At 66.8% G+C, this 25,357-nt stretch carries 21 protein-coding genes, 1 tRNA gene and 1 pseudogene; 3 read left to right on the top strand and 20 right to left on the bottom strand.

Annotation, left to right across the window (positions count from 1 at the left end; all coding sequences use genetic code 11):
- Window positions 1-4: 4 nt before the first annotated feature.
- From rplB to J4H86_RS19685, 10 genes are all read right to left on the bottom strand, one after another.
- The gene (gene rplB, locus J4H86_RS19730; protein ID WP_236539368.1) at window positions 5-838 is read right to left on the bottom strand and encodes a 50S ribosomal protein L2; all 834 of its coding nucleotides are present in this window, start codon (window positions 836-838) and stop codon (window positions 5-7) included.
- 46 nt (window positions 839-884) lie between these two features.
- Window positions 885-1,175 (bottom strand): 50S ribosomal protein L23, encoded by a 291-nt coding sequence (gene rplW, locus J4H86_RS19725; RefSeq protein WP_236539366.1) that lies wholly within the window; start codon window positions 1,173-1,175, stop codon window positions 885-887.
- Window positions 1,172-1,840, bottom strand: coding sequence for a 50S ribosomal protein L4 (gene rplD / locus J4H86_RS19720; RefSeq protein ID WP_236539365.1), 669 nt, complete (start codon window positions 1,838-1,840; stop codon window positions 1,172-1,174). Before rplD ends, rplW begins: the two co-directional genes overlap by 4 nt.
- Window positions 1,840-2,490, bottom strand: coding sequence for a 50S ribosomal protein L3 (rplC, locus tag J4H86_RS19715; protein WP_236539364.1), 651 nt, complete (start codon window positions 2,488-2,490; stop codon window positions 1,840-1,842). Before rplC ends, rplD begins: the two co-directional genes overlap by 1 nt.
- 19 nt (window positions 2,491-2,509) lie before the next feature.
- Window positions 2,510-2,818, bottom strand: coding sequence for a 30S ribosomal protein S10 (gene rpsJ / locus J4H86_RS19710; protein ID WP_236539362.1), 309 nt, complete (start codon window positions 2,816-2,818; stop codon window positions 2,510-2,512).
- Between the two features lie 135 nt (window positions 2,819-2,953).
- Window positions 2,954-4,147, bottom strand: coding sequence for an elongation factor Tu (tuf, locus tag J4H86_RS19705; protein WP_236539360.1), 1,194 nt, complete (start codon window positions 4,145-4,147; stop codon window positions 2,954-2,956).
- 67 nt (window positions 4,148-4,214) lie between these two features.
- On the bottom strand, window positions 4,215-6,329 hold the full coding sequence (gene fusA / locus J4H86_RS19700; protein ID WP_236539358.1) for an elongation factor G: 2,115 nt from the start codon (window positions 6,327-6,329) through the stop codon (window positions 4,215-4,217).
- A 44-nt stretch (window positions 6,330-6,373) separates the two neighbouring features.
- Window positions 6,374-6,844 carry a 30S ribosomal protein S7 gene (gene rpsG / locus J4H86_RS19695; RefSeq protein WP_236539357.1) on the bottom strand — a complete coding sequence of 157 codons (471 nt, stop codon included), beginning with the start codon at window positions 6,842-6,844 and terminating at the stop codon, window positions 6,374-6,376.
- Window positions 6,845-6,846: 2 nt separating this feature from the next.
- Complete coding sequence (gene rpsL / locus J4H86_RS19690; protein WP_236539356.1) at window positions 6,847-7,218, bottom strand: 30S ribosomal protein S12; 372 nt, start codon at window positions 7,216-7,218, stop codon at window positions 6,847-6,849.
- Between the two features lie 431 nt (window positions 7,219-7,649).
- Entirely contained in the window at window positions 7,650-8,216 is a 567-nt protein-coding gene (locus J4H86_RS19685; protein ID WP_236539355.1) for a hypothetical protein, read from the bottom strand.
- Between the two features lie 37 nt (window positions 8,217-8,253).
- Between J4H86_RS19685 and J4H86_RS19680 the strand changes: the two genes are divergently transcribed.
- Window positions 8,254-8,472: a hypothetical protein gene (locus J4H86_RS19680; RefSeq protein WP_236539354.1), complete on the top strand. Its 219-nt coding sequence runs from the start codon at window positions 8,254-8,256 to the stop codon at window positions 8,470-8,472.
- A 39-nt stretch (window positions 8,473-8,511) separates the two neighbouring features.
- Here the strand turns inward: J4H86_RS19680 and J4H86_RS19675 are convergent, their stop codons facing one another.
- The 10 genes and pseudogenes from J4H86_RS19675 to J4H86_RS19630 form a co-directional block, all read right to left on the bottom strand.
- Complete coding sequence (locus J4H86_RS19675) at window positions 8,512-9,054, bottom strand: hypothetical protein (protein ID WP_236539353.1); 543 nt, start codon at window positions 9,052-9,054, stop codon at window positions 8,512-8,514.
- A gap of 1,272 nt (window positions 9,055-10,326) precedes the next feature.
- Window positions 10,327-14,202, bottom strand: a complete 3,876-nt coding sequence (locus J4H86_RS19670; RefSeq protein ID WP_236539351.1) for a DNA-directed RNA polymerase subunit beta' — start codon at window positions 14,200-14,202, stop codon at window positions 10,327-10,329.
- Window positions 14,203-14,234: 32 nt separating this feature from the next.
- Window positions 14,235-17,700, bottom strand: a pseudogene (gene rpoB, locus J4H86_RS19665) (DNA-directed RNA polymerase subunit beta).
- 766 nt (window positions 17,701-18,466) lie between these two features.
- Complete coding sequence (gene rplL, locus J4H86_RS19660) at window positions 18,467-18,853, bottom strand: 50S ribosomal protein L7/L12 (RefSeq protein WP_236539350.1); 387 nt, start codon at window positions 18,851-18,853, stop codon at window positions 18,467-18,469.
- A 31-nt stretch (window positions 18,854-18,884) separates the two neighbouring features.
- A complete protein-coding gene (rplJ, locus tag J4H86_RS19655) occupies window positions 18,885-19,409 on the bottom strand; it encodes a 50S ribosomal protein L10 (protein WP_236539348.1) in 525 nt (174 codons plus the stop codon).
- A gap of 361 nt (window positions 19,410-19,770) precedes the next feature.
- Window positions 19,771-20,475, bottom strand: coding sequence for a 50S ribosomal protein L1 (gene rplA, locus J4H86_RS19650; RefSeq protein ID WP_236539347.1), 705 nt, complete (start codon window positions 20,473-20,475; stop codon window positions 19,771-19,773).
- Between the two features lie 172 nt (window positions 20,476-20,647).
- Window positions 20,648-21,079, bottom strand: coding sequence for a 50S ribosomal protein L11 (gene rplK, locus J4H86_RS19645; RefSeq protein ID WP_236539346.1), 432 nt, complete (start codon window positions 21,077-21,079; stop codon window positions 20,648-20,650).
- Window positions 21,080-21,314: 235 nt separating this feature from the next.
- Window positions 21,315-22,166, bottom strand: a complete 852-nt coding sequence (gene nusG, locus J4H86_RS19640; RefSeq protein WP_236539345.1) for a transcription termination/antitermination protein NusG — start codon at window positions 22,164-22,166, stop codon at window positions 21,315-21,317.
- A 129-nt stretch (window positions 22,167-22,295) separates the two neighbouring features.
- Complete coding sequence (secE, locus tag J4H86_RS19635) at window positions 22,296-22,544, bottom strand: preprotein translocase subunit SecE (protein ID WP_236539344.1); 249 nt, start codon at window positions 22,542-22,544, stop codon at window positions 22,296-22,298.
- An 84-nt stretch (window positions 22,545-22,628) separates the two neighbouring features.
- Window positions 22,629-22,701, bottom strand: a tRNA-Trp gene (locus J4H86_RS19630).
- Window positions 22,702-22,893: 192 nt separating this feature from the next.
- On the opposite strand from J4H86_RS19630, the gene J4H86_RS19625 reads away from it, so the two are divergent.
- Both J4H86_RS19625 and J4H86_RS19620 read left to right on the top strand, forming a co-directional pair.
- On the top strand, window positions 22,894-24,114 hold the full coding sequence (locus J4H86_RS19625) for a pyridoxal phosphate-dependent aminotransferase (RefSeq protein ID WP_236539343.1): 1,221 nt from the start codon (window positions 22,894-22,896) through the stop codon (window positions 24,112-24,114).
- Between the two features lie 201 nt (window positions 24,115-24,315).
- Complete coding sequence (locus tag J4H86_RS19620) at window positions 24,316-25,341, top strand: adenosine deaminase (protein WP_236539342.1); 1,026 nt, start codon at window positions 24,316-24,318, stop codon at window positions 25,339-25,341.
- Window positions 25,342-25,357: the final 16 nt, after the last annotated feature.

Raw genomic sequence — 25,357 nt, 5'->3', positions numbered from 1 at the left:
CTCCTTACCGCTTCTTCTTGCTACGCCGACGCACGATGAGCCGGTCACTGGGCTTGCCCTTCTTCCGGGTACGGCCTTCGGGCTTACCCCACGGGCTCACTGGGTGACGCCCACCGGAGCTCTTGCCCTCACCACCACCGAGCGGGTGGTCCACCGGGTTCATGACAACACCACGGACGGTGGGCCGACGGCCCTTCCACCGCATGCGGCCGGCCTTGCCCCAGTTGATGTTGGACTGCTCGGCGTTGCCGACCTGTCCCACGGTGGCGCGGCACTTGATCTCCACCTGGCGCATCTCGCCGGAGGGCATCCGCAGCGTCGCGTACGCGCCTTCCTTGGCGAGGAGCTGGATGGAGGATCCGGCCGAACGGCCCAGCTTGGCGCCGCCACCCGGCTTCAGCTCCACCGCGTGGATCATCGTGCCGGTGGGGATGTTGCGCAGCGGCAGGCAGTTGCCCGGCTTGATGTCAGCCTGGGGGCCGTTCTCGATCTTGTCGCCCTGGCCGAGCCCGGCCGGAGCGAGGATGTAGCGCTTGGCGCCGTCGACGTAGTGCAGCAGCGCGATCCGCGCGGTACGGTTCGGGTCGTACTCGATGTGAGCGACCTTCGCCGGGATGCCGTCCTTGTCGTCGCGACGGAAGTCAATGACGCGGTAGGCGCGCTTGTGCCCGCCGCCCTGGTGCCGTGCGGTAATACGGCCGTTGTTGTTACGCCCACCCTTGGAGTGGAGCGGACGGACCAACGACTTCTCCGGCTCGGAGCGGGTAATCTCCACGAAATCGCTGGAGCTACCGCCACGCCGCCCGGGCGTCGTTGGTTTGAACTTGCGAATGCCCATCTTCTTCGCGCATTCCTTTCTGGGACACTCAGTCGGACCTGACGGATCAGGTGCCGAAGATGTCGATTCGGTCGCCCTCTGCCACGCTCACGATCGCGCGCTTGGTACCGGGACGCTGCCCGAACCCGAACCGGGTGCGCTTGCGCTTCCCGGGGCGGTTAAGCGTGTTGACGTTGGTGACCTTGACCTCGAAGATCTTCTCGACAGCCAGACGGATCTGGGTCTTGTTGGCGTCGGGACGGACGATGAACGTGTACTTGTTCTCGTCCAGCAGCCCGTAGCTCTTCTCCGAGATCACCGGTTCGATGATGATGTCCCGGGGGTCGACGATCCTCACTGCGCAGCCTCCTCGCGCACGCCACCGGCGCGCTTCTCACAGTGGCGCAGGAACGACTCGTACGCCTTCTCCGTGAACACGATGTCGTCGGAGAGCAGCACGTCCTGCGTGTTCACCTGGTCGGCGTCCAGCAGGTGCACCTCGGGGAGGTTACGCAGCGCGAGCCGGTTGACCTGGTCCTCGTGCTCGAGCACCACCAGGATCCGCTTGTTCTGCGTGATCTCCCGCAGAACGCGCAGTGCCGTCTGCGTGCGCTTGGCGGTGACGTCCTCGCCGACGAACTCGGTGACGACGTGGATCCGGCCGTGGTTGGCCCGGTCCGTCAACGCGCCCCGGAGCGCGGCCGCCTTCATCTTCTTGGGGGTCCGCTGGGTGTAGTCGCGCGGCTTGGGACCGTGCACCACGCCACCACCAGTGAACTGGGGTGCGCGGATCGATCCCTGGCGGGCGCGACCGGTGCCCTTCTGCCGGTACGGCTTCTTGCCACCACCGCGGACCTCGCCGCGGGTCTTGGTGGAGTGCGTGCCCTGCCGGCCCGCGGCCTGCTGGCCCACCACGACCTGGTGGATCAGCGGGATGTTCACCTGCTGCTCGAAAATCCCAGCGGGCAGCTCGACGGTACGGCCGGCCGCACCCTCAGGCGTCGTGACCTCGATGGCCGCCATCAGTTACTCGCCCCCTTCACCGCGGTGCGAACCACGACCAGACCGCGGTTGGGGCCGGGAACGGCGCCCTTGACCACGATGAGGCCCTTTTCCGGATCCACCGAGTGCACCTGCAGGTTCTGGACCGTCGTGCGCTCGTTGCCGGCGCGGCCCGCCATCCGCATTCCCTTGAAAACGCGTCCAGGCGTCGCGCATCCCCCGATGGAACCCGGGGAACGGTGCTTCTTCTGGGTACCGTGCGACGCGCCGAGGCCGTGGAAGCCGTGGCGCTTCATCACACCGGCGAAACCCTTGCCCTTGCTCTTGCCCGTGACGTCGACGTTGTCGCCGGCGGCGAACAGGTCCGCGGTCAGCTCCTGACCGAGGCTGTACTCCTCCGCGTCACCCGTACGCACCTCGACGTAGTAACGCCGAGGGGTCAGCTCGTGCCGACGCAGGTAGTCGCCGAGGGGCTTGTTGACCTTGCGCGGGTTGACGTTGCCGAACCCGAGCTGGACCGCGGTGTAACCGTCCGCGTCCTGCGTACGGATTCGGCTTACGACGCACGGACCGGCCTTCAGCACGGTCACGGGCGTAACCTTGCCGTCTTCGTCAAAGACCTGGGTCATGCCGAGCTTCTCGCCCACGATGCCCTTGATCTGCTTTGTCATGACCATGTCTGTGCGTCCCCTACAGCTTGATCTCGATGTCGACGCCCGCCGGGAGATCAAGCCGCATGAGGGAGTCCACGGTCTTGGGCGTCGGATCGATGATGTCGATCAGCCGCTTGTGCGTGCGCATCTCGAAGTGCTCCCGCGAGTCCTTGTACTTGTGCGGTGAGCGGATAACGCAGTAAACGTTCTTCTCCGTCGGCAACGGCACCGGGCCAGCGACCTGTGCGCCGGTCCTCGTGACAGTCTCGACAATCCTGCGCGCCGAGCTGTCGATGACCTCGTGGTCGTAGGCCTTGAGCCGAATGCGGATCTTCTGTCCCGCCATGGTGGCCTTGCCGTCCTTCGCTTCAGTGTCTTAAGTGCCACCGCGTGATTAAGGCTCGCGGTGGCCCCAGCCCGATGTCGTCGTTCATGACGGGCGGTCGGACCGTCCACGCGGTCCGACCGCCAATGCGCCGTCTTACTTGATGACCTTGGTGACCTGGCCAGCGCCCACGGTCCGACCACCCTCACGGATGGCGAACTTCAGGCCCTCCTCCATGGCCACCGGCTGGATGAGCTGGACGTGCATCGAGGTGTTGTCCCCGGGCATGACCATCTCGGTGCCCTCGGGGAGGGTGACCTCGCCGGTGACGTCGGTGGTACGGAAGTAGAACTGCGGCCGGTACTTGTTGAAGAACGGCGTGTGCCGTCCACCCTCATCCTTGGACAGGATGACAACCTGGGCCTCGAACTCGGTGTGCGGGGTGGTCGTGCCGGGCTTGATCACGACCTGGCCGCGCTCGACGTCCTCACGCTTGGTGCCGCGGAGCAGGAGGCCGACGTTGTCGCCCGCCTGACCCTGGTCCAGCAGCTTGCGGAACATCTCAACACCGGTAACGGTGGTGGTCTGCTTGTCTTCCTTGATGCCGACGATGTCGACGGTCTCGTTCACGTTGACGATACCGCGCTCGATGCGGCCGGTCACGACGGTGCCGCGGCCGGTGATCGAGAAGACGTCCTCGATCGGCATGAGGAACGGCTGGTCCACGGGACGCTCGGGCTGCGGGACGTTCTCGTCCACGGCGTTGAGCAGCTCCAGGACACCCTGGGCCGCGTCCGCGTCGCCCTCGAGGGCCTTCAGCGCGGAAACCTTGACCACCGGGAGGTCGTCGCCGGGGAAGTCCTGCTCGGTGAGCAGCTCCCGCACCTCGAGCTCGACGAGCTCGAAGATCTCCTCGTCGTCCACCATGTCGGCCTTGTTCAGGGCGACAACGATGTACGGAACGCCGACCTGACGGGCGAGCAGCACGTGCTCACGGGTCTGCGGCATCGGGCCGTCAGTGGCGGCGACCACGAGGATCGCACCGTCCATCTGCGCGGCACCGGTGATCATGTTCTTGACGTAGTCCGCGTGACCCGGGCAGTCCACGTGAGCGTAGTGCCGCGCCTCGGTCTGGTACTCGATGTGAGCGATGGAGATCGTGATCCCGCGCTCGCGCTCTTCGGGGGCCTTGTCAATGTCGTCGAAGGGCGTCTGCGGGTTCAGGTCCGGGTACGCGTCGTGCAGGACCTTGCTGATCGCCGCAGTCAGCGTCGTCTTCCCGTGGTCGATGTGACCAATGGTCCCGATGTTTACGTGCGGCTTTGTCCGCTCGAACTTGGCCTTCGCCACTGCACTTCTCCTACTGGATCTAACGCCGTTTGGCGTACGAGCTTGCTCCCTGACTGGCGGGCGTCGGCTACTCGCCGCGCGCCTTCGCCATGATCTCCTCCGCGATGCTGGACGGGACCTCATCGTAGGAGTCGAACTGCATGGTGTACTGCGCGCGTCCCTGCGTGCGGCTGCGCAGATCACCCACGTAGCCGAACATCTCTGACAGGGGAACCAACGCCTTGACGATCCGTGCACCGGCACGTTCGCCCATCGACTGCACCTGCCCCCGGCGGGAGTTCAGGTCGCCGATCACGTCGCCCATGTACTCCTCGGGCGTCGTGACCTCGACGTCCATCACCGGCTCCAGCAGGGCGGGACTCGCCTTGCGGGCCGCTTCCTTGAACGCCATCGAGCCAGCGACCTTGAACGCCAGCTCCGAGGAGTCGACGTCGTGGTACTGACCGTCCTGAAGCGTGACCTTGACCCCCACGATGGGGTATCCGGCCATGATGCCGAACTCGGCCGCCTCTTGGCATCCGGCGTCGACCGACGGGATGTACTCCCGCGGGATGCGACCACCGGTGATGTTGTTGACGAACTCGTAGCCGCTGGTGTCACCCTCACCGTCGGCGGCCAACGGTTCGAGGTCGATGATGACCCGGCCGAACTGCCCGGATCCACCCGTCTGCTTCTTGTGGGTGTACTCGACCTTCGTGACCTTCTTGCGGATGGTCTCGCGGTAGGCGACCTGCGGCTTACCGATGTTGGCCTCGACCTTGAACTCGTCCCGCATGCGGTTCACCAGAACCTCGAGGTGGAGTTCGCCCATGCCGGCGATGACCGTCTGACCGGTCTCGTCGTCGGTCTGCACCTGGAACGACGGGTCCTCCTCGGCCAGGCGCTGAATCGCCGTACCGAGCTTCTCCTGGTCGCTCTTGGTCTTGGGCTCGATCGCGACCTGGATCACCGTCGCCGGGAAGGTCATCGACTCAAGCACGATCGGGGCGCTCTGGTCGCAGAGCGTCTCGCCCGTCGTGGTGTCCTTCAGACCCATGACCGCGACGATGTCGCCCGCGCCCACCCGCTCGATCTCGGTGCGCTTGTTGGAGTGCATCCGGTAGATCTTGCCGATGCGCTCCTTGCGCCCCTTGACGCTGTTGAGCACCTGGGTGCCGGCCTCGAGCACGCCGGAGTAGACGCGCAGGTAGGTCAGCTTGCCGAGGTGCTGGTCGCTCATGATCTTGAAGACCAGAGCGGAGAACGGCTCGGACTCGCTGGGCTTACGCACGAGCGAGGCTTCCTCGGACTCGTCCTTGGGGTCGTGCCCGGTGATGCCCTCGATGTCCAGCGGCGAGGGAAGGAACGCCACGACCGCGTCGAGCAGCGGCTGCACACCCTTGTTCTTGAACGCGGTTCCGCACAGCACCGGCACGGCGGAACTGGTGACCGTCGCCCGACGAATGGCGGGGACCATCTGCTCGGCGGTGGGCTCCTCACCCTCCAGGTACAGCTCCATGATCTCGTCGTCGACCTCAGCCAACGACTCCACCAGCTTGCTGTGGGCCTCGCGGGCGGCGTCCGCGTGCGTCTCGGGGATCTCGATGACGTCGTACGCCTCGCCCTTGGACGCCTCCTCGCTCCAGACGTAGGCCTTCATGTGGATCAGGTCGATGACGCCCTTGAAGTCCGCCTCGGCACCGATCGGAAGCTGAACGGCCAGCGGGGTGGCCCCGAGACGGTCAGAGATCATGTCGACGCAGCGCTGGAACTCCGCACCGATCTTGTCCATCTTGTTGACGAAACAGATCCGCGGGACGTTGTAGCGGTCGGCCTGGCGCCACACCGTCTCGGACTGGGGCTCGACACCTTCCTTGGCGTCGAAGACCGCCACCGCGCCGTCGAGCACTCGGAGGTTGCGCTCCACCTCAACGGTGAAGTCCACGTGCCCAGGGGTGTCGATCAGGTTGATCGTGTGATCGTCCCACTGCGTGGTGGTCGCCGCGGAGGTGATGGTGATACCCCGCTGCTGCTCCTCTTTCATCCAGTCCATGGTGGCCGCGCCCTCGTGGACTTCACCCAGCTTGTAGTTCACGCCGGTGTAGAAGAGGATCCGCTCGGTCGTCGTGGTCTTACCCGCGTCGATGTGCGCCATGATCCCGATGTTGCGGACCTTGGCCAGGTCAAGAGCTGTGGTAGCCATGGTTTCGGCTTCTCTCGGTCTCTCTCAGGTGTCCCCGCCGGGTGTCACCAGCGGTAGTGAGCGAATGCCCGGTTGGACTCCGCCATCTTGTGGGTGTCTTCCCGACGTTTGACGCTGGCGCCCAGGCCATTGCTGGCATCGACGAGCTCGTTCATCAGGCGGTCGGTCATGGTCTTCTCGCGACGCTGACGCGAGTACTGGACCAGCCAGCGCAGCGCGAGGGTGGTGCTGCGGGTCGCCCGGACCTCGACGGGCACCTGGTAGGTGGCGCCACCGACACGGCGGCTGCGCACCTCGAGGGAGGGCTTCACGTTGTCGAGGGCGCGCTTCAGCAGAACCAGCGGCTCCTGGCCCGTCTTGTCCCGGGCGCCTTCCAGCGCGCCGTAGACGATGTTCTGGGCGAGCGCACGCTTGCCATCCAGCAGCACCTTGTTGATCAGTGCGGTGACCAACGGCGAGCCGTAGACGGGGTCGGTGATCAGCTGTCGCTTCGGAGCGGGACCCTTGCGGGGCATCTCTACTTCTCCTTCTTCGCGCCGTACCGGCTACGCGCCTGCTTGCGGTTACGGACACCCTGGGTGTCCAGAGCGCCGCGGATCACCTTGTACCGGACACCGGGCAGGTCCTTCACACGACCACCACGCACCAGGACGATGGAGTGGTCCTGCAGGTTGTGACCCACGCCAGGAATGTAGGCCGTGACCTCGATCCCGCTGCTCAGTCGCACACGCGCGACCTTGCGCAGGGCGGAGTTCGGCTTCTTCGGTGTGGTGGTGTAAACACGTGTACACACACCACGACGCTGCGGACTCCCCTTGAGCGCCGGGGTCTTGTTCTTCGTCGTCTTGTCCTGGCGACCCTTGCGGACCAGCTGCTGGATAGTGGGCACCGCGACTCCGTCTTCCCGTCTGACAACGCCGGTTTGGCGATCTCGCTTCCGCGAGCTGCTGAAACTTGACTGCTTCCCCGACCCCCGCACCCGGGCGTGTCGGCCTGCTCCCCACGCCAAGGGGGCGGCTACTCACTCCGGCCCCGCAGCCGGTTCTCCAGGGAGGAAGGCATCACATGCCGCCTGTAGCCCCCAACACTCGGCACGAAAGGCCGGAAGGGACCGTAAAGACGCACACGTGTGCCCGTGGGATCACGGGCACAAAGTTGGATCCTACCTAAGGACCGCGACCTGGTCAAAACGCAGAGTCACGTCTCGGGCAGGGTACTTCGACCGCCGTGAACCTGGTGTGAGTCTACCGTCTGTGCCGAGCGAACATGTCGCATCCTGCGATGATCTTCCTTCGCTGCTCACTCATGTTCCACACCAGCTCAGAACAGCACCACAACAGCGGCGAGAATCACGGCGACGACGAAGAGAACAATCCCCACGCAGGACAGGACCGCGCCAGCCGCAACGATTCCGTTACCTTCGAGCTCGCCGTTGGACTCCCGGATACTCCGTCGGGCCTTCGGCGCGAGCAGCAGGCCGATCGCACCGAGGATCAGCCCGAGGGGGAAGAACAGCACCGAAGCGATACCCAACCCCAGGACGGCCTTGGCGGTGCCGGCGGTCTCCGGGAGGTAGGCGATGTTGTCGTACCCCGGATAGACGACCTCTCCGCCCTGGCTCTCGTCGAAGTCGGGGAACTCGTCAGCGAAGGAGTTCTTGCCGATGCGCGCCCGGAGACCACGGTTGGCCCCCCGGTTGTCGAACTCGGCGGACTGCCCCTGACCGAGCTCCACTTCCTCCCCCGGCGTCCCGCCGTGGGCATCGTCACGGGAGTCGGTGACGTCCCAGGGCCCTTCGGCCTGAGGCTGGTACTCGTCGTCCTCCCCGAACTCCTCAACGGTGGCGAACTCCTGGGTGGACGGCCCCTCCTGATCGGCTTCGCCCATTCCCAGGGCCTCGCTCGCCGATGTTCCCGGACCGCCGGTGAGAGAACCGGAACCGTACGTGGGGTCCGAACTCGACGACGTCACACCCCAGGTTCCGGTGGCCGAGGGGGCCGCCGCGCTTGAGCCCGACAGCGGATCGGGAGTACCCCACGGGGTCTCCGGGCTCAGCTCGTCCGGAACCCGTTGGCTGCCGGTCGTCTCCCCGGTGGCCCAGGGCGGTGTCGCCCAGTCCCCCGTTGACGGCCCGTTCGTGTAGCCACCGACACCCGGATACGTCGACGAGCCGGTGGGGCTCTCACCGATGCCGGAGGATGACCAGGCGCTCGCCGACCCTGACTGAGTCCATGAGTCGCCGGTTGTCGTGGACTGTGCCCACGAGTCCCCTCCAGCCGCCGGAAACGGCCGCGAGTCGGGTCCGGTCGCGGAGCCGGTCGTGCCGAACGGGCCAGTGGAGGTCACCGACGGCTCCGACCACGAAGGGTCCACCGCCGGGGACGCCGATGCGTCCCCCGACGTCGACTGGGTCCACGCGTCCCCGCCCACCGCGGGGAAGGGGCGCGAGTCCGGGGCACTCACCGAACCGAAGGAAGCGGTCGGAGTCGGAGACGACGGCGACCAGGGAATGGCACCCGTCGCCGGGTCCGTCCACGACTCCCCGGCCCCCGACTGGGACCATGAGTCCCCTCCAGCCGTCGAGAACGGCCGCGAGTCGGGTCCGGTCGCGGGGCCGGTCGTGCCGAACGGACCGGTGGAGGTCACCGACGGCTCCGACCACGAAGGGTCCGCCGCCGACGGCGACGATGTCCACGAGTCCCCGCCGCTCGCGGACGATGTCCACGGGTCCCCGCCAACAGTCGGGGACTGCGGCGACTCCGGGCCACTCGTCGGATCCACCGCACCGAACGGACCGGTCGACGTCGGGGACGACTCCGAGAAGGACGGTTCGGCGGCCGGGGGGCCGGGACGCTCCAGGTCGGCGTCGCGCATCAGGGACTCGACCGAGTCACGTGTAAAGGCCCAGGTGTTTCCGCTGGGTGGAGGCGCGTCGTTCGGTGCAGGCGCCGCCGGGGCGTCGCCGGAGTCGTTGGTGGTGGATCCCCAGCCCGCGGAGTGGTCGCTCAGGGGCTGTTCCATGGCTGCGTACTCCACCGCGGCGGCACCGCTGGGGTCGCCGTGCGTGGCTGGAACGGAGGGAAAGGGCTGGGACTCCGCCACGGATCCCAGGTGTCCGCCGAACGTCTCGCTGGGGAACTCCGGAGACGGCGTTGCCGGCGTGGAGGCGTCCGTGGGGCCGGGGCCCTGGGGGCTCCACGCCTCGGCGGTGGGGTCATAGGAGGTAGGAGTCCCGGGGACCGGGTACGCGAACGGCGAAGAGCCCAGGTCGGGGCCACCGTCCGAACCCTGCGTGGTGGGCTGGGCCTCTGTCGGTGGCCCTGTTCCCGACGGCAACGTCCCAGGGGGAACCGTGGGCGAGTACGGCTCCTGCCCCGAGGTGAACTCGTGGGCGGATACCGGCGGCATCGGCGCGGCGGGGGTCGCCGGACCGGGCGCCCCACCGAAGTGATCGGGGAGTGGGGTGGGAGTCGATGACGCCCAGGGCGGCAGCTCCCGGGCGTCGCCGGATCCTCCCTGGCCCTCCCCTACTCCCGTCGTGTCGCCACCGAGCGGTGCGCCGAGTGAGGGACCGCCGAGCGCGTCCGGGTAGGGCTCCGCCATACCCAGCGGCTCCGCGGCCGCGATGTCCCACGCGGGACCGCTGTCCACGCCGAGCCCCAAAGGGGGCCCGTCGCCGGGATTCGTCTCCTCGCCGGTACCGTCCCCCAACGGTGCCCGAGGCGACAGCTCGTCGTCGTACGGATCCTGGTAATGCGCCTGTGCGCGGTGCCGATCCTCGCTGGGCCGGAACCACGAGCTGGGATCACCAGTGTCCCCCCGTGCAGTACTTTCCCCGGCCGGCCACGCGTCCGGGTTCCCCCCACTGTGTGTCACTGTCTCTATCTCCAGACTCGACCTTCAGTCCCGGACTACCGCTGTGACGGCGAACGGCGGTAGCCCCACCCCACCGGGGTGGACTACCGCCGTTCGACTGCAAATCAGCGCACTGCTCCGGTCACCGGCTGTACGGCCCGAAATCGTACTCTTCCAACGGAACGGCCTCACCCGAGCCCTGGCCGAACGTGTACTCGCCGGGCTCCTCGTAGGCGGAAACCGAGTACATGGACGCCTTCGCCTCCTCGGTGGGCTCGACCCGGATGTTGCGGTACTGGGGCATTCCAGTACCCGCCGGGATGAGCTTACCGATGATGACGTTCTCCTTGAGGCCAACCAGAGGATCGCTCTTACCGTGAATCGCGTTCTCGGTGAGCACCCGGGTGGTCTCCTGGAAGGACGCGGCCGACAGCCACGACTCCGTCGCCAACGAGGCCTTGGTGATGCCGAGCAGGACCGGACGTCCCGCGGCGGGAGCGCCACCCTCGGCCACGACCTGACGGTTGATCGCCTCGAACTTCGGACGCTCCACCATCTCGCCCGGCAGCAACTCGGTGTCGCCGGACTCCAGGACGTTGACGCGCTTGAGCATCTGCCGCACGATCAGCTCGATGTGCTTGTCGTGGATCGACACACCCTGCGAGCGGTAGACCTCCTGAACCTCCGAGACCAGGTGCTGCTGCACCGCCCGGGGCCCCTGGATCCGCAGCACCTCGTGCGGGTTGATCGCACCCTCGATGAGCTTCTCCCCCACGACGACGTGGGCACCCTCCGAGACGCGCAGGCGGGCGCGCATCGGGACGGGGTAGGGAATCTCGTCGGACCCGTCGTCCGGGATGAGTACGATCTTGCGGCTCTTCTCCGTCTCCTCGATCCGGATCCGGCCGTCGACCTCACTGATCGGTGCGACACCCTTCGGGGTCCGTGCCTCGAAGAGCTCCTGCACACGGGGCAGACCGTGGGTGATGTCCTGACCCGCGGAACCACCCATGTGGAAGGTCCGCATCGTGAGCTGGGTACCGGGCTCACCGATCGACTGCGCGGCGATGATACCGACGGCCTCACCCACGTCGACGGACTTGCCCGTCGCCATGGACCGGCCGTAGCAGGTGCTGCAGACGCCGATCTGGGCCTCACAGGTGAGCGAGGACCGCACCCGGACCCACTCCACGCCGGCCTCGACCAGCGCGTCGATGGTGCCCTCGGAGGTGTCGGTGCCGGCGGGGAAGAGGACCTTCCCGTCGACCTCGACGTCCTCGGCGATGGTGCGGCCGAACCCGGCGTTCTCGACGTTGTACTTGCGCACGACCTCGCCGGCGGCGTTCTTCTCACCGACCTGCTGCCAGACCGAACGGTCCGTGCCACAGTCGATCTCGCGGACGATGACGTCCTGGGCGACGTCCACCAGCCGTCGGGTGAGGTAGCCGGACTCCGCGGTACGCAGAGCGGTGTCGGCCAGACCCTTTCGCTGACCGTGCGTGGAGATGAAGTACTCCAGCACGCTCAGGCCCTCGCGGTAGCTGGACTTGATCGGCCGCGGGATGGTCTCACCCTTGGTGTTGGAGACCAGACCACGGATACCGGCGATCTGCCGGACCTGCATGGAGTTACCACGCGCACCGGAGTTCACCATCATCCAGACGGTGTTATCCGGGGAGGCGTTGTCCTCCATGTCCTTGGCCACGTCGGCGGTGGCCTTGGTCCAGATCTCGGTGAGCTCCTGACGGCGCTCGTCGTCGGTGATCAGACCACGGTCGTACTCGCGCTGGATCTTGTCGGCCTGACGCTCGTAGGACTCCAGGATCGTCGCCTTGTTCGGCGGCGCCACGACGTCCTCGATACCGATGGTCATGCCCGAACGCGTCGCCCAGCGGTAGCCGGCGTCCTTCAACGCGTCCAGCGTCGAGGCCACCTGCACCTTGGAGTAGTTCTCCGCCAGGTCGTTGACCAGGTTGGAGACCTGCTTCTTGCCGACCTGGTAGTTGACGAACGGGTAGTCCTCGGGCGTGGTCTCGTTGAAGAGGTACCGACCGAGGGTCGTCTCCAGCATGTAGTGGTCGCCGGGCGTGTGCCCGTCCGGAGCCACCCACTCCTTCGGCGGCGGGACGTGGCCCTCCATCCGAAGGCGGATCCGCGCACGGATGTCGAGCTGCCCGAGGTCGAGGGCCATGATGGCCTCGCCCGGGGTGCGGAACACCCGTCCCTCGCCGGCCGCGCCCTCCTTCAGCGTCGTCAGGTAGTACAGCCCGATGACCATGTCCTGCGTGGGCATGGTGACCGGCTTACCGTCGGACGGCTTCAGGATGTTGTTGGTGGCGAGCATCAGGATGCGGGCCTCGGCCTGCGCCTCGGCCGACAGCGGCAGGTGGACCGCCATCTGGTCACCGTCGAAGTCGGCGTTGAAGGCGGTGCAGACCAACGGGTGGATCTGGATCGCCTTGCCCTCGACCAACTGCGGCTCGAAGGCCTGGATCCCGAGGCGGTGCAGGGTGGGCGCACGGTTGAGGAGCACCGGGTGTTCGGTGATGACCTCTTCCAGCACGTCCCACACCACCGGGCGGGACCGCTCGACCATCCGCTTGGCGCTCTTGATGTTCTGCGCGTGGTTGAGGTCAACCAGACGCTTCATCACGAACGGCTTGAACAGCTCCAGCGCCATCTGCTTGGGCAGACCACACTGGTGCAGCTTCAACTGCGGACCGACGACGATCACGGAACGGCCGGAGTAGTCGACGCGCTTGCCCAGCAGGTTCTGCCGGAACCGCCCCTGCTTACCCTTCAGCATGTCCGAGAGGGACTTCAGGGGCCGGTTGCCCGGACCGGTCACGGGACGCCCACGACGGCCGTTGTCGAACAGCGCGTCGACGGCCTCCTGCAGCATCCGCTTCTCGTTGTTCACGATGATCTCGGGCGCACCGAGGTCGAGCAGACGCTTGAGCCGGTTGTTCCGGTTGATGACCCGGCGGTACAGGTCGTTCAGGTCACTGGTCGCGAACCGACCGCCGTCGAGCTGCACCATGGGGCGCAGGTCCGGCGGGATGACCGGAACGCAGTCCAGCACCATGCCGTTCGGGCTGTTGCGCGTGTTCAGGAACGCCGACACGACCTTGAGCCGCTTGAGGGCACGCGCCTTCTTCTGGCCCTTGCCGGTGCGGATCGTCTCGCGCAGCTTCTCGGCCTCGGCGTCGAGGTCGAAGCTGGCCAGCCGCTCCTGGATCGCCTGGGCGCCCATGCCACCGCGGAAGTACTTGCCGAAACGGTCCCGCATCTCGCGGTACAGCATCTCGTCGCCCTCGAGGTCCTGGACCTTCAGGTTCTTGAACCGGGTCCACACCTCCTCCAGGCGGTCCAACTCACGCTGGGCCTTGTCCCGGATCTGGCGCATCTCGCGTTCGGCGCCCTCGCGCACCTTACGGCGCGCGTCGCCCTTCGCTCCCTGCTCCTCCAGCTCGGCGAGGTCGTTCTCCAGCTTGCGGTGCCGCTCCTCGACAGTGGAGTCACGGCGCTGCTCCATGTGCTGGCGCTCGACCGAGACGCTGGCCTCCAGCGACTGCAGGTCCCGCTCCCGGCCCTCGGTGTCCACCCACGTGACCATGTAGGCCGCGAAGTAGATGATCTTCTCGAGGTCCTTGGGCGCGACGTCCAGGAGGTAGCCGAGCCGGCTGGGCACACCCTTGAAGTACCAGATGTGCGTGACCGGCGCGGCCAGCTCGATGTGACCCATGCGCTCACGACGAACCTTCGCCCGGGTCACCTCGACGCCACACCGCTCGCAGATGATGCCCTTGAAGCGCACGCGCTTGTACTTGCCGCAGTAGCACTCCCAGTCACGGGTGGGACCGAAGATCTTCTCGCAGAAGAGCCCGTCCTTTTCCGGCTTGAGGGTGCGGTAGTTGATGGTCTCCGGCTTCTTCACCTCGCCGTGCGACCACTGACGGATGTCGTCGGCGGTGGCGAGACCGATCCGAAGCTCGTCGAAGAAGTTGACGTCGAGCACTTGAATATCGTCCCCTGCTCTTGGTTCGCGAACTAGACCTCTTCGACGCTGCTCGGCTCGCGCCGGGACAGGTCGATCCCCAGTTCTTCCGCCGCCCGGAAGACGTCCTCGTCGGTGTCACGCATCTCGATCGACATGCCGTCACTCGAGAGCACCTCGACGTTGAGACACAGGGACTGCATCTCCTTGATGAGGACCTTGAAGGACTCCGGAATACCGGGCTCGGGAATGTTCTCGCCCTTGACGATGGCCTCGTAGACCTTGACCCGGCCGAGAACGTCATCAGACTTGATCGTGAGCAGTTCCTGCAGCGCGTAGGCGGCACCGTATGCCTCCAGCGCCCAGACCTCCATCTCGCCGAAGCGCTGGCCACCGAACTGCGCCTTACCACCCAGCGGCTGCTGCGTGATCATCGAGTACGGGCCGGTGGACCGGGCGTGGATCTTGTCGTCGACCAGGTGCAGCAGCTTCAGGATGTAGGTGTAGCCGACCGCGACCCGCTCGTTGAACGGCTCGCCGGTACGCCCGTCGAACAGCACGGCCTTACCGTCGGAGTGGACCATACGGTCGCCGTCCGGGTTGGGCAGGGTGGAAGCCAGGAGCCCGCCGATCTCACTCTCCTGCAGACCGTCGAACACCGGGGTGGCGACCCGCGTGCCGGGAGCGGCCGAACTCGCGCCGACCGACGCCATGGCCCGCTGCCACTCCTCCTCCTCCCCGTGGATCTCCCAACCGCTGTGCGCGATCCACCCGAGGTGGGTCTCCAGCACCTGACCGACGTTCATACGTCCCGGAACACCCAACGGGTTCAGGACGACGTCGACCGGAGTTCCGTCCTCGAGGAACGGCATGTCCTCCTGCGGCAGGATCTTGGCGATGACACCCTTGTTGCCGTGCCGGCCAGCGAGCTTGTCACCGTCGGTGATCTTGCGCTTCTGCGCGACGTACACCCGAACGAGCTCGTTGACACCGGGCGGGAGCTCGTCGCCGTCGTCCCGGTTGAACACCCGGACGCCGATGACCTTGCCGCGCTCACCGTGCGGGACCTTCATCGAGGTGTCGCGGACCTCACGGGCCTTCTCACCGAAGATGGCGCGCAGCAGGCGCTCCTCCGGGGTCAGCTCGGTCTCACCCTTCGGGGTGACCTTGCCGACCAGGATGTCGCCCTGCTCGACGTCGGCACCGATCCGGATGATTCCGCGGTCGTCCAGGTCGGCGAGGACCTCCTCGCTGACGTTCGGAATCTCGCGGGTGATCTCCTCCGGGCCCAGCTTGGTGTCCCGGGCGTCGACCTCGTGCTCCTCGATGTGGATCGAGGAAAGGACGTCGTCCTGCACCAGACGCTGGGACAGGATGATGGCGTCCTCGTAGTTGTGGCCCTCCCACGACATGTAGGCCACGAGGAGGTTCTTGCCCAGGGCCGTCTCACCGGTGTCGGTGCACGGACCGTCGGCCAGGACCTGGTTCGCCTCGACCCGGTCGCCCTCGGCGACGATGGGACGCTGGTTGAAGCAGGTGCCCTGGTTGGAGCGCTGGAACTTGGCGACCCGGTAGGTGCGGCGTGCCGTCGTCGGCCATGACGGTGACGTAGTCGGCGGTGACGTCCTCGACGACACCGGCCTTCTCCGCCAGAATCACGTCACCGGCGTCGGTGGCGGAGCGGTACTCCATGCCGGTTCCGACCAGCGGCGCCTCACTGCGCAGCAGCGGCACCGACTGGCGCTGCATGTTGGAGCCCATGAGCGCGCGGTTGGCGTCGTCGTGCTCGAGGAACGGGATCATCGCGGTGGCGACCGACACCATCTGGCGCGGCGACACGTCGATGTAGTCGACCTCGTTCGCGGCGACCGCCTCGAACTCCTCGCCCTTCCGACGGGCGAGGACCCGGTCCTCGATGATGGTGCCGTCGTCCTCGGAAGCCGTGCTCGCCTGCGCGATGACGAAACGGTCCTCCTCGTCCGCCGTGAGGTAGACGATCTCGTCGGTGATCCGACCGTTGTCGACCTTGCGGTAGGGCGTCTCCACGAAACCGAAGGAGTTCACCCGGCCGAACGCCGCCAGCGACCCGATCAGGCCGATGTTCGGGCCTTCCGGGGTCTCGATCGGGCACATACGCCCGTAGTGCGACGGGTGGACGTCTCGGACCTCGAAGCCGGCCCGCTCCCGGGACAGACCACCCGGGCCCAGCGCGGACAGACGACGCTTGTGCGTCAGCCCGGCCAGGGGGTTGGTCTGGTCCATGAACTGGGAGAGCTGGCTGGTGCCGAAGAACTCCCGGATCGAGGCGACCACGGGACGGATGTTGATCAGGGTCTGCGGCGTGATGGCCTCGACGTCCTGGGTGGTCATGCGCTCACGCACGACCCGCTCCATCCGGGCGAGACCCAGGCGGACCTGGTTCTGGATGAGCTCGCCCACGGTGCGCAGACGACGGTTGCCGAAGTGGTCGATGTCGTCGGTCTCGACCGGCAGGGTGCCCCGCGCGGTCTCGATCTCCTCCTCGCCGGCGTGCAGCCGGACGAGGTAGTCGATCGTGGCGACGATGTCCTCTTCGGTCAGTGTTCCCTGGCTGACCTCGGTGTCCAACCCCAGCTTCTTGTTGATCTTGTAGCGGCCGACCTTGGCGAGGTCGTAGCGCTTGGGGTTGAAGTAGAGGTTCTCGAGCAGGGTCTGCGCGGACTCCTTCGTCGGGGGCTCTCCGGGACGCAGCCGGCGGTAGATCTCCAGCAGCGCGTCGTCGGTGCCCGACGTCGGGTCCTTCTCGAGGGTGGTCCGGATCGACTCGTACTGGCCGAACCGCTCCAGGATCCTGTCGTTCGTCCACCCCAGGGCCTTGAGCAGAACGGTGACACCCTGCTTGCGCTTACGGTCGATGCGCACACCGACCGAGTCGCGCTTGTCGATCTCGAACTCCAGCCACGCCCCACGGGACGGGATGACCTTGCAGCCGTAGATGTCCTTGTCGGAGGACTTGTCGACCTGACGGTCGAAGTAGACACCCGGCGAACGCACCAACTGGGAGACAACGACACGCTCGGTGCCGTTGATGATGAAGGTGCCCTTGGCGGTCATGAGCGGGAAGTCGCCCATGAACACCGTCTGGCTCTTGATCTCGCCGGTGTCGTTGTTGATGAACTCCGCCGTCACGAACATCGGTGCGGCGTAGGTCATGTCCTTGTCCTTGCACTCCTCTTCGGAGTACTTGGGCGGCTCGAATCGATGGTCGCGGAACGACAGCGACATCGTGCCGGAGAAGTCCTCGATCGGACTGATCTCTTCGAAGATCTCTTCGAGGCCGGACTGCTCCGGGATGTCCCGGCGTCCGTCGTTCTTCGCCGCTGCGACTCGGGTCTTCCAGTTGTCACTGCCAAGCAGCCAGTCGAAGGAGTCGCTCTGCAGAGCGAGCAGGTTCGGGACTTCGAGAGGTTCCTTGTTCCGAGCGAAGGAGACGCGGTGTGGACCGAGGGCATTAGCGGAGGCGTTGCGCGAGGCTGCCAACAGAAGGTCCTTCCGAAGACTTGTGGCGGTTGATGCGCGCGCACGCCGTACGATCCGAGGTCACGAAGCGCTGGACCGGGGCACAGGGCCGGCGGTGGAAGCTCTTTCAGTGACGACATGCCCCCTGCGTTCCGGAGTTGGAACGCGGACACGAAGCATGACTCTGAACTGGGATCGTCAATGGGCAGCGCAAAAGGGCAGTGTAGCCGAATGCGACACTGCTGTCCAACGACGCTCCCCGAAGTTGGTCACGACACAACGCAGCATCGCTCCGATCGACGGATCCGTCAAGCCCGGATGCCGCGGATAGGGCGAATCACGCGAAGTGAAAGGACCCACAGCAAACGCTAGGTGTGAGCGACGCGACAGCCGGGCATACCTCTGTGTCCACCTGGATGACCTTAGCAGTCTGCGACGGTTCGTGCGGACAAGCTCCCTGGGCGCGGCCCCATCCGGCCGCGCACACTCCCGCCGCGCCCACCACGGTGTTCGTTTCTGACTCACCACGGCGGTAGTTACGGGCGTCCCTTAGGCACCGCGTCATCAGACTCTGTCGTCGAAGGTCCGTCATCGAGGGGCGAGACGGTCCGCGGTCGCGCGTCGCGCGCTCTCCCGCGGCTGGCTCCCAGTGTGCCCCCCGCCTGCGGCCGTGAAGCACGACCGACGTGAACCGCGGGTGGTTGGCGTGTGGAACAGACGTGCGCGCAATAGAGAAGGGCGGCCGCACCCCGCTGGGGGCGACCGCCCGTAACGCTCGACGAGCGGATTACTTCAAGGTGATGGTGGCGCCAGCGCCTTCCAGGGTCTCCTTGTGCTTCTCCGCGTCTTCCTTCTTCGCGGCCTCGAGCAGCGGCTTCGGCGCGTTGTCGACCAGGTCCTTGGCCTCCTTCAGACCGAGACCGGTGATCGCACGCACCTCCTTGATGACCTGGATCTTCTTGTCACCAGCGGACTCGAGGATGACGTCGAACTCGTCCTTCTCCTCCTCGGCCGGAGCGGCGTCGCCACCACCGGCGGGGGCGACGGCCACGGCGGCCGGAGCGGCGGCGGTGACGTCGAACTTGTCCTCGAACAGCTTCACGAACTCGGACAGCTCAAGGAGGGTCATCTCCCCGAAAGCGTCAAGCAGGTCTTCGTTGCTGAGCTTCGCCATGATAGGTCTCTCTCTTCCCTCGGTAGTTCGGTCAGGCCTCGGATGAGCGCTTGTCGTGCAGCGCCTGGGCAAGTCGCACGGTCTTGGACGGCAGCGCCTGGAACAGGGCGGCGGCCTGGCCCTGCTTGGCCTTCATCGCGCCAGCGAGCTTCGACAGAAGCACCTCGCGGGATTCCAGGTCGGCCAGCTTCGTGACCTGCTCCGGCGACATCGGCTTACCGTCGATGACACCGCCCTTGATGACCAGCGCCTGGTTCGCCTTCGCGAAGTCACGCAGACCCTTGGCCGTCTCGACGACGTCGCCACGGACGAAGGCGACAGCGGACGGACCTTCGAAGAGGTCGACGACCTCCTGGTCGAACCCGGCCTCGCTGGCCGCCCTCTTGGTCAGCGTGTTCTTGACGACACGGAACCGCGCGTTCTCGCCGAGGTTGCGCCGCAGCTCCTTGAGCTGCGCGACAGTGAGCCCGCGGTATTCGGTCAGCACGGCGCCGTGCGAGCCCTGGAATTCCTCCGTGAGCTCGGCCACCGCGGCTGCCTTGTCCGGCCTCGCCATGGGACTCCTTCCAACTGGGAACGCTGGACAGGGCGTCACCGTGGGCGGGAAGGATCCCGGCGTAGAAACAAGGAACGCCCCGGCGCAGGGCACAGGGCGTCAGGAACGACCGAGGGGTCGTCATCGTCTCGCGTGTGTAACCTGCGCGGGCCGCCCATCGGTGATGGGGCCTTAGGCTGCCCGATTGGACAGCGACCAGCGGTCTTCGGCGAAACTCATCATATGCGACGTGGAGAGTGGGTTGGCCACGTGGGCTGTGGCGAAGGCCCAGCGACACGACGACGGCGGGGCCGGAGTGTCTCCGGCCCCGCCGTGTGAATACCTCGCGCACCCGACCGATCCCGGGTGCGATGTCGCGAGATCAGCCAGCGGCGACGACACGCGTCACGTTCGGGTCCACCGGGATACCGGGGCCCATGGACGTGGTCATCGTGGCCTTGCGGAGGTAGCGCCCCTTCGCCGCGGACGGCTTGAGCCGCAGGACCTCGTCGAGGGCCGCACCGTAGTTCTCCAGAAGCTGCTCGTTGGTGAAGGACACCTTGCCGATCACGAAGTGCAGGTTGGAGTGCCGGTCCACCCGGAACTCGATCTTCCCGCCCTTGATGTCGGTGACGGCCTTGGTGACGTCCGGCGTGACGGTCCCGCTCTTGGGGTTGGGCATCATGCCGCGCGGACCGAGCACGCGGCCCAGCCGGCCGACCTTGCCCATCATGTCCGGCGTCGCCACGACGGCGTCGAAGTCGAGGAAGCCCTTCTGGACCCGCTCGATCAGCTCGTCGTCGCCAACGTGGTCGGCTCCCGCCGCGATGGCCTGCTCCGCCTTCTCACCGGTCGCGAAGACCAGGACCCGAGCGGTCTTACCGGTGCCGTGCGGGAGGTTGACGGTTCCCCGCACCATCTGGTCCGCCTTGCGGGCGTCCACGCCGAGACGCAGGGCCACCTCAACCGTGGCGTCGAACTTCACGGTGCTGGTGTCCTTGGCCAGCTGCACCGCCTCAGGCGGGGCGAGCGGCTGGTCGCGTGGGATCCGCTGGCTGGACCGGCGGTAGTTCTTGCTGCGCTGCATGGGTGCTCCTCATTGGGATTCGTGGTCACGGGCCAGCGCATGGCCCTTCCACAGGCGCACCTCCGTGAGGAGATGCGGGTGTCTCTGCTGCGTCACGGGGCTGTCTGGACACTCGCCGTGTCCACCCGCCGCCCCCGCACTGGGCGGGGGCCGCCGGGGGGTGAGACGGTGCTCAGCCCTTGACTTCGATCCCCATCGACCGGGCGGTCCCGGCGACGATCTTCGCGGCGGCGTCGACGTTGTCGGTGTTGAGGTCGGGCAGCTTGGTCTGCGCGATCTCACGCACCTGCTCAGCGGTGATGCTGCCACCAGGGGTGCGCCCAGGGTCGACGCTTCCCTTGTCGATTCCCGCGGCCTTCAGGATCAGCTTCGGCGCCGGTGGCGTCTTGGTGACGAAACTGAAGGAGCGGTCCTCGTAGATCGTGATCTCTACGGGGATGACGCTGCCGCGCTGCGCCTCGGTCGCGGCGTTGTACTGCTTGCAGAAGTCCATGATGTTGACGCCGTGCGGACCGAGGGCGGTACCGACGGGCGGCGCCGGCGTGGCCTGGCCAGCGGGAAGCTGGACCTTGACCAGTGCCGCGATCTTCTTCTTTGGAGGCATTTCGGGTCCTTAGCCTGATCTGCGTTGTCGTACGGGTCCCTTGTCCCCGGCCGGACGCACGCGGGCCGTGGCCCAACGGGCGGCGACTCGTGTTCCAGCACGGGACGGAAAGTGCGGCGCGGCAGACCGGGACCCGGATTCGGCCGCGCTCTTTCGTCCACGGGGGCGTTATGACGGGCCCGACGAGGACGGACCCACCAAGTCTAGGTGACCACGCACCGGTGCGTGGACCGGGTCAGATCTTTGACACCTGGTTGAAGGCGAGCTCGACCGGTGTCTCCCGACCGAAGATCGAGACCAGCACCTTGAGTTTCTGGGTGTCCGGGCTGATCTCGGAGACCGTGGCCGGCAGCGTGGCGAACGGGCCCTCCATCACGGTGACGGACTCACCGATCTCGAAGGCGACGTCGCTGCGCGGCTCGCTCTCCTTCTTCTCCGCCGGGGCGGCCTGCTCCTGGATCTCCGGAGCGAGCAGGTCGGAAACCTCCTGCAGGCTCAACGGAGCCGGACGGTTGGACAGTCCGACGAAGCCGGTCACGCCCGGGGTGTTTCGGACGGCCGCCCAGGACTCGTCGATGAGATCCATCCGCACCAGAACGTAGCCGGGCAGGACCTTCTCGGTGACCTGCTGGCGCTTGCCGCTCTTGACCTCGGTGACTTCCTGGGTGGGCACCTCACACTGGAAGATGTACTCCTCCATGTTCAGTGACTGGGTGCGGCTCTCGATGTTCGCCTTGACGCGGTTCTCGTAGCCGGCATAGGTGTGCACGACGTACCAGTCACCGGGGAGCATGCGCAGACCCATGCGGAACTCCTCCGCTGGGTCGAGGGCGGGGACCTCGGGCTCGCTCTCGGCGGCCTCGGTGTCCGACTCCTCGGACTCGTCCGGCGCGTCCTCGGGAGCGTCGGACTCGGAGTCGTCGGTGGTCGGCTCGTCGTGATCGTCCGCGGACGGCGACGGCTCAGGCTGGGAGTCCTCGGTCTCTTCCGTTCCCGCGGCGTCGGCAGAGTCGGCGGCGGAGGACGCAACCTCGGTTTCCGGCTCGTCGCCGGGGAAACCGTCGGACGTCACTGGAGACTCGGACAAGGCAGCTCTTTCTCTCGTCGTGTACGCGTCCGGGGCGTCCGGTCGCGAGGACCGAAACAGCCGTTACGGTCAGCTTACGGCACGGTGCGGCCCGACGATGTCCATCGGGAACGCGGCCGCGTCCGCCGGTCAGCTCGTGGTGCCGCCCCCGTAGAGGCGCAGCACGGCTTCACCGAAAACAAAGTCGAGCCCCACGACAAGGCCGATCATGACGAGGACGAACACCAGAACGACGATGGTGTAGGTGATGAGCTCACGGCGCGTTGGCCAGCGCACCTTGCGCAGCTCAGCCACAACCTGCTTGGTGAACAAAACCGGGTTGGCGCGCTTGCGCTCACCCTCCGGCTTGGCACCGGCTTCGCCCTGGGTCTGTGCCACAGAAAAGTCCCTAACGATTGACGAGCGATGTACCCACCCGCCACGGCGGGCACGGGGCTCGGTCCGTGTCTCGGACTGACCTTGCAGGGCAGGAGGGACTCGAACCCCCAACCGCCGGTTTTGGAGACCGGTGCTCTACCAATTGAGCCACTGCCCTTCGGCGCTTCACCCCAACCATAGCCGCCTTCGACGGTGGAACGCACCCGCATTACACAGTCGACGGCGACCGATTGACGCCGAGTCGAGTGTAGGGCCTGCTCCCACCGCAGGCCAAACCGTGTTCCGGACGCTCGTGGCGGGAAGGCGGTCCACGGCAATCGGTTTGGCCACACGTGGTTGCATATGAGCTATGACTGAGCACGAACATCCCGCAAGGCGCGTCTCGGCGCGCATCAGTGCTATCTCGGAGTCCGCGACGCTCGCGGTCGACAGCAAGGCCAAGGCTCTCAAGGCCGAGGGGCGCCCGGTGATCGGTTTCGGCGCCGGGGAGCCGGACTTTCCCACGCCGGAGTACATCGTCGAGGCCGCGGTCCAGGCGTGTCGGGAGCCGCGGTTCCACCGCTACACCCCGGCTGGGGGCCTTCCCGAGCTGAAGGAGGCCATCGCGGCGAAGACGCTGCGGGACTCCGGTCTGCGGGTGGACCCGGCCCAGATCCTGATCACCAACGGCGGTAAGCAGGCGATCTACGAGTCCTTCGCCACGCTGCTCGACCCGGGTGACGAGGTCATCGTCATCGCGCCGTACTGGACCACCTACCCGGAGTCCATCAAGCTCGCGGGTGGCGTGCCCGTCTACGTGACCACCGACGAGTCGACGGGCTACCTCGCCTCGGTCGACCAGCTGGAGGCCGCGAGAACCGAGCGGACCAAGGTTCTGCTGTTCGTCTCCCCGTCCAACCCCACCGGAGCGGTGTACCCCCGCGCGCGGGTGGAGGAGATCGGCCGCTGGGCGCTGGAGTACGGTCTCTGGGTGCTCACCGACGAGATCTACGAGCACCTGGTGTACGGGGACGCCGAGTTCACCTCGATGCCGGTCCTGGTGCCCGAACTCGCCGACCGGACCCTCGTGGTCAACGGTGTCGCGAAGACCTACGCCATGACCGGCTGGCGCGTGGGGTGGACCATCGGCCCCAAGGACGTGATCAAGGCGGCCAGCAACCTCCAGTCGCACGCCACGTCGAATGTGGCCAACGTCTCCCAGGTCGCCGCGCTGGCCGCGGTCTCCGGTGACCTCGCCGCGGTGGCGGAGATGCGGCAGGCCTTCGACCGGCGCCGCTCGACCATGGTGCGCATGCTCAACGAGATTCCCGGCGTCGTGTGCCCGGAGCCGAAGGGCGCGTTCTACGCCTACCCCTCGGTCAAGGGTCTGCTGGGCAAGGAGATCCGCGGACGCCGTCCCTCGACGTCGGCCGAGCTCGCCGGATTGATCCTGGACGAGGCCGAGGTCGCGCTGGTTCCGGGCGAGGCGTTCGGTACCCCCGGGTACTTCCGTCTGTCCTACGCGCTGGGGGATGCCGACCTCGTCGAGGGTGTCGACCGCGTCGCCAAGCTGCTCAATGAGGCGGTCTGACAAGCATCGTGGTCGTGGTGCGTCGCCCTGTCGACGTTCGACCGCTGGGTCGTGTGGCGGTCCAGCGATCGGACATGTCACGTGGCGCACCCGCCGGCGTTGTGGCCCTGCCCGGCACCAGCCGGGCAGGCCGCGGCGCGTTCCGCGGTCGTTCCCGCGAGTGGTCCGCTGTAACGCGATAAATACGGCACGCTAGTAGCCATGCGCCAGCGACCCATCGAACTGCTCCCCAAGGCACATCTGCATCTGCATTTCACCGGTTCCATGCGCCACGGCACGCTGGTCGAGCTTGCCCAGGAACGCGGAGTGCACCTGCCCCACGCCCTCGTCGAGGAATGGCCGCCACGGTTGCGGGCCACCGACGAGCGCGGATGGTTCCGGTTCCAACGTCTCTACGACATCGCCCGATCGGTACTGCAGCGACCAGAGGACGTGTACCGGCTGGTCCGCGAGGCCGCCGAGGACGAGGTCGCCGCCGGGGCCCAGTGGCTGGAGATCCAGGTCGACCCGAGTGGGTACGCGACGCGGTTCGACGGGCTCACGTCGACCCTCGAGTTGGTTCTCGACTGTGTCCGCGCGGCCGAACGCGACACGGGGCTGGGAATCGGCGTGGTCGTGGCGGCCAACCGCACCCGACACCCGCTGGACGCCAAGACCCTCGCCCGGCTCGCCGCGAAGTACGTCGACCACGGCGTCGTCGGTTTCGGCCTGAGCAACGACGAACGACGCGGACGCGCGCGGGAGTTCGAGGGCGCGTTCCGGATCGCGCGGCGCGCCGGCCTGCTGTCGGTCCCGCACGGCGGCGAGTTGGGTGGTCCGCGCAGTGTCCGGGAGTGCCTGGACGAGCTGGAGGCCAACCGGGTGGGGCACGGTGTGCGGGCGATCGAGGATCCCTACCTGGTGGAGCGGATCGCGACACAGGAGGTCACGTTGGAGGTGTGCCCCAGCTCCAACGCCAGTCTGGGCGTGGTGCGCGACGTGGCGGAGGTACCGCTGCGTCGGTTGTTCGACCGGGGGGCACCGATCGCGCTCGGCTCCGACGACCCGCTGTTGTTCGGCCCGCGGCTCGCGGAGCAGTACCACATCGCGCGCGAGTCCTTCGGGTTCACCGACTCCGAGCTGGCGGAGTTGGCCCGCATGTCGGTCCGGGGCTCGGCGATGCCGGAGTCGCGGCGTAAGCGGATGCTCGGCGACATCGACTCCTGGCTGGCCGACCCGATCGAGTAGCGAGGGCCACCGCCAA

Source organism: Spiractinospora alimapuensis, assembly GCF_018437505.1.
GTDB classification, from domain to species: Bacteria; Actinomycetota; Actinomycetes; order Streptosporangiales; family Streptosporangiaceae; genus Spiractinospora; species Spiractinospora alimapuensis.
This window is presented reverse-complemented; position numbering and strand designations above follow the sequence as displayed.

Bases quoted from the DNA above. Each gene is read 5' to 3' on its own strand.
- rpsG (WP_236539357.1), bottom strand. From the start codon at position 6,844: ATGCCCCGCAAGGGTCCCGCTCCGAAGCGACAGCTGATCACCGACCCC.
- rpsJ (WP_236539362.1), bottom strand. From the start codon at position 2,818: ATGGCGGGACAGAAGATCCGCATTCGGCTCAAGGCCTACGACCACGAG.
- rplC (WP_236539364.1), bottom strand. From the start codon at position 2,490: ATGACAAAGCAGATCAAGGGCATCGTGGGCGAGAAGCTCGGCATGACC.
- rplL (WP_236539350.1), bottom strand. From the start codon at position 18,853: ATGGCGAAGCTCAGCAACGAAGACCTGCTTGACGCTTTCGGGGAGATG.
- rplD (WP_236539365.1), bottom strand. From the start codon at position 1,840: ATGGCGGCCATCGAGGTCACGACGCCTGAGGGTGCGGCCGGCCGTACC.
- rplA (WP_236539347.1), bottom strand. From the start codon at position 20,475: ATGCAGCGCAGCAAGAACTACCGCCGGTCCAGCCAGCGGATCCCACGC.
- J4H86_RS19620 (WP_236539342.1), top strand. From the start codon at position 24,316: ATGCGCCAGCGACCCATCGAACTGCTCCCCAAGGCACATCTGCATCTG.
- fusA (WP_236539358.1), bottom strand. From the start codon at position 6,329: ATGGCTACCACAGCTCTTGACCTGGCCAAGGTCCGCAACATCGGGATC.
- rplB (WP_236539368.1), bottom strand. From the start codon at position 838: ATGGGCATTCGCAAGTTCAAACCAACGACGCCCGGGCGGCGTGGCGGT.
- J4H86_RS19685 (WP_236539355.1), bottom strand. From the start codon at position 8,216: ATGGGCGAAGCCGATCAGGAGGGGCCGTCCACCCAGGAGTTCGCCACC.
- rplK (WP_236539346.1), bottom strand. From the start codon at position 21,079: ATGCCTCCAAAGAAGAAGATCGCGGCACTGGTCAAGGTCCAGCTTCCC.
- rplJ (WP_236539348.1), bottom strand. From the start codon at position 19,409: ATGGCGAGGCCGGACAAGGCAGCCGCGGTGGCCGAGCTCACGGAGGAA.
- J4H86_RS19625 (WP_236539343.1), top strand. From the start codon at position 22,894: ATGACTGAGCACGAACATCCCGCAAGGCGCGTCTCGGCGCGCATCAGT.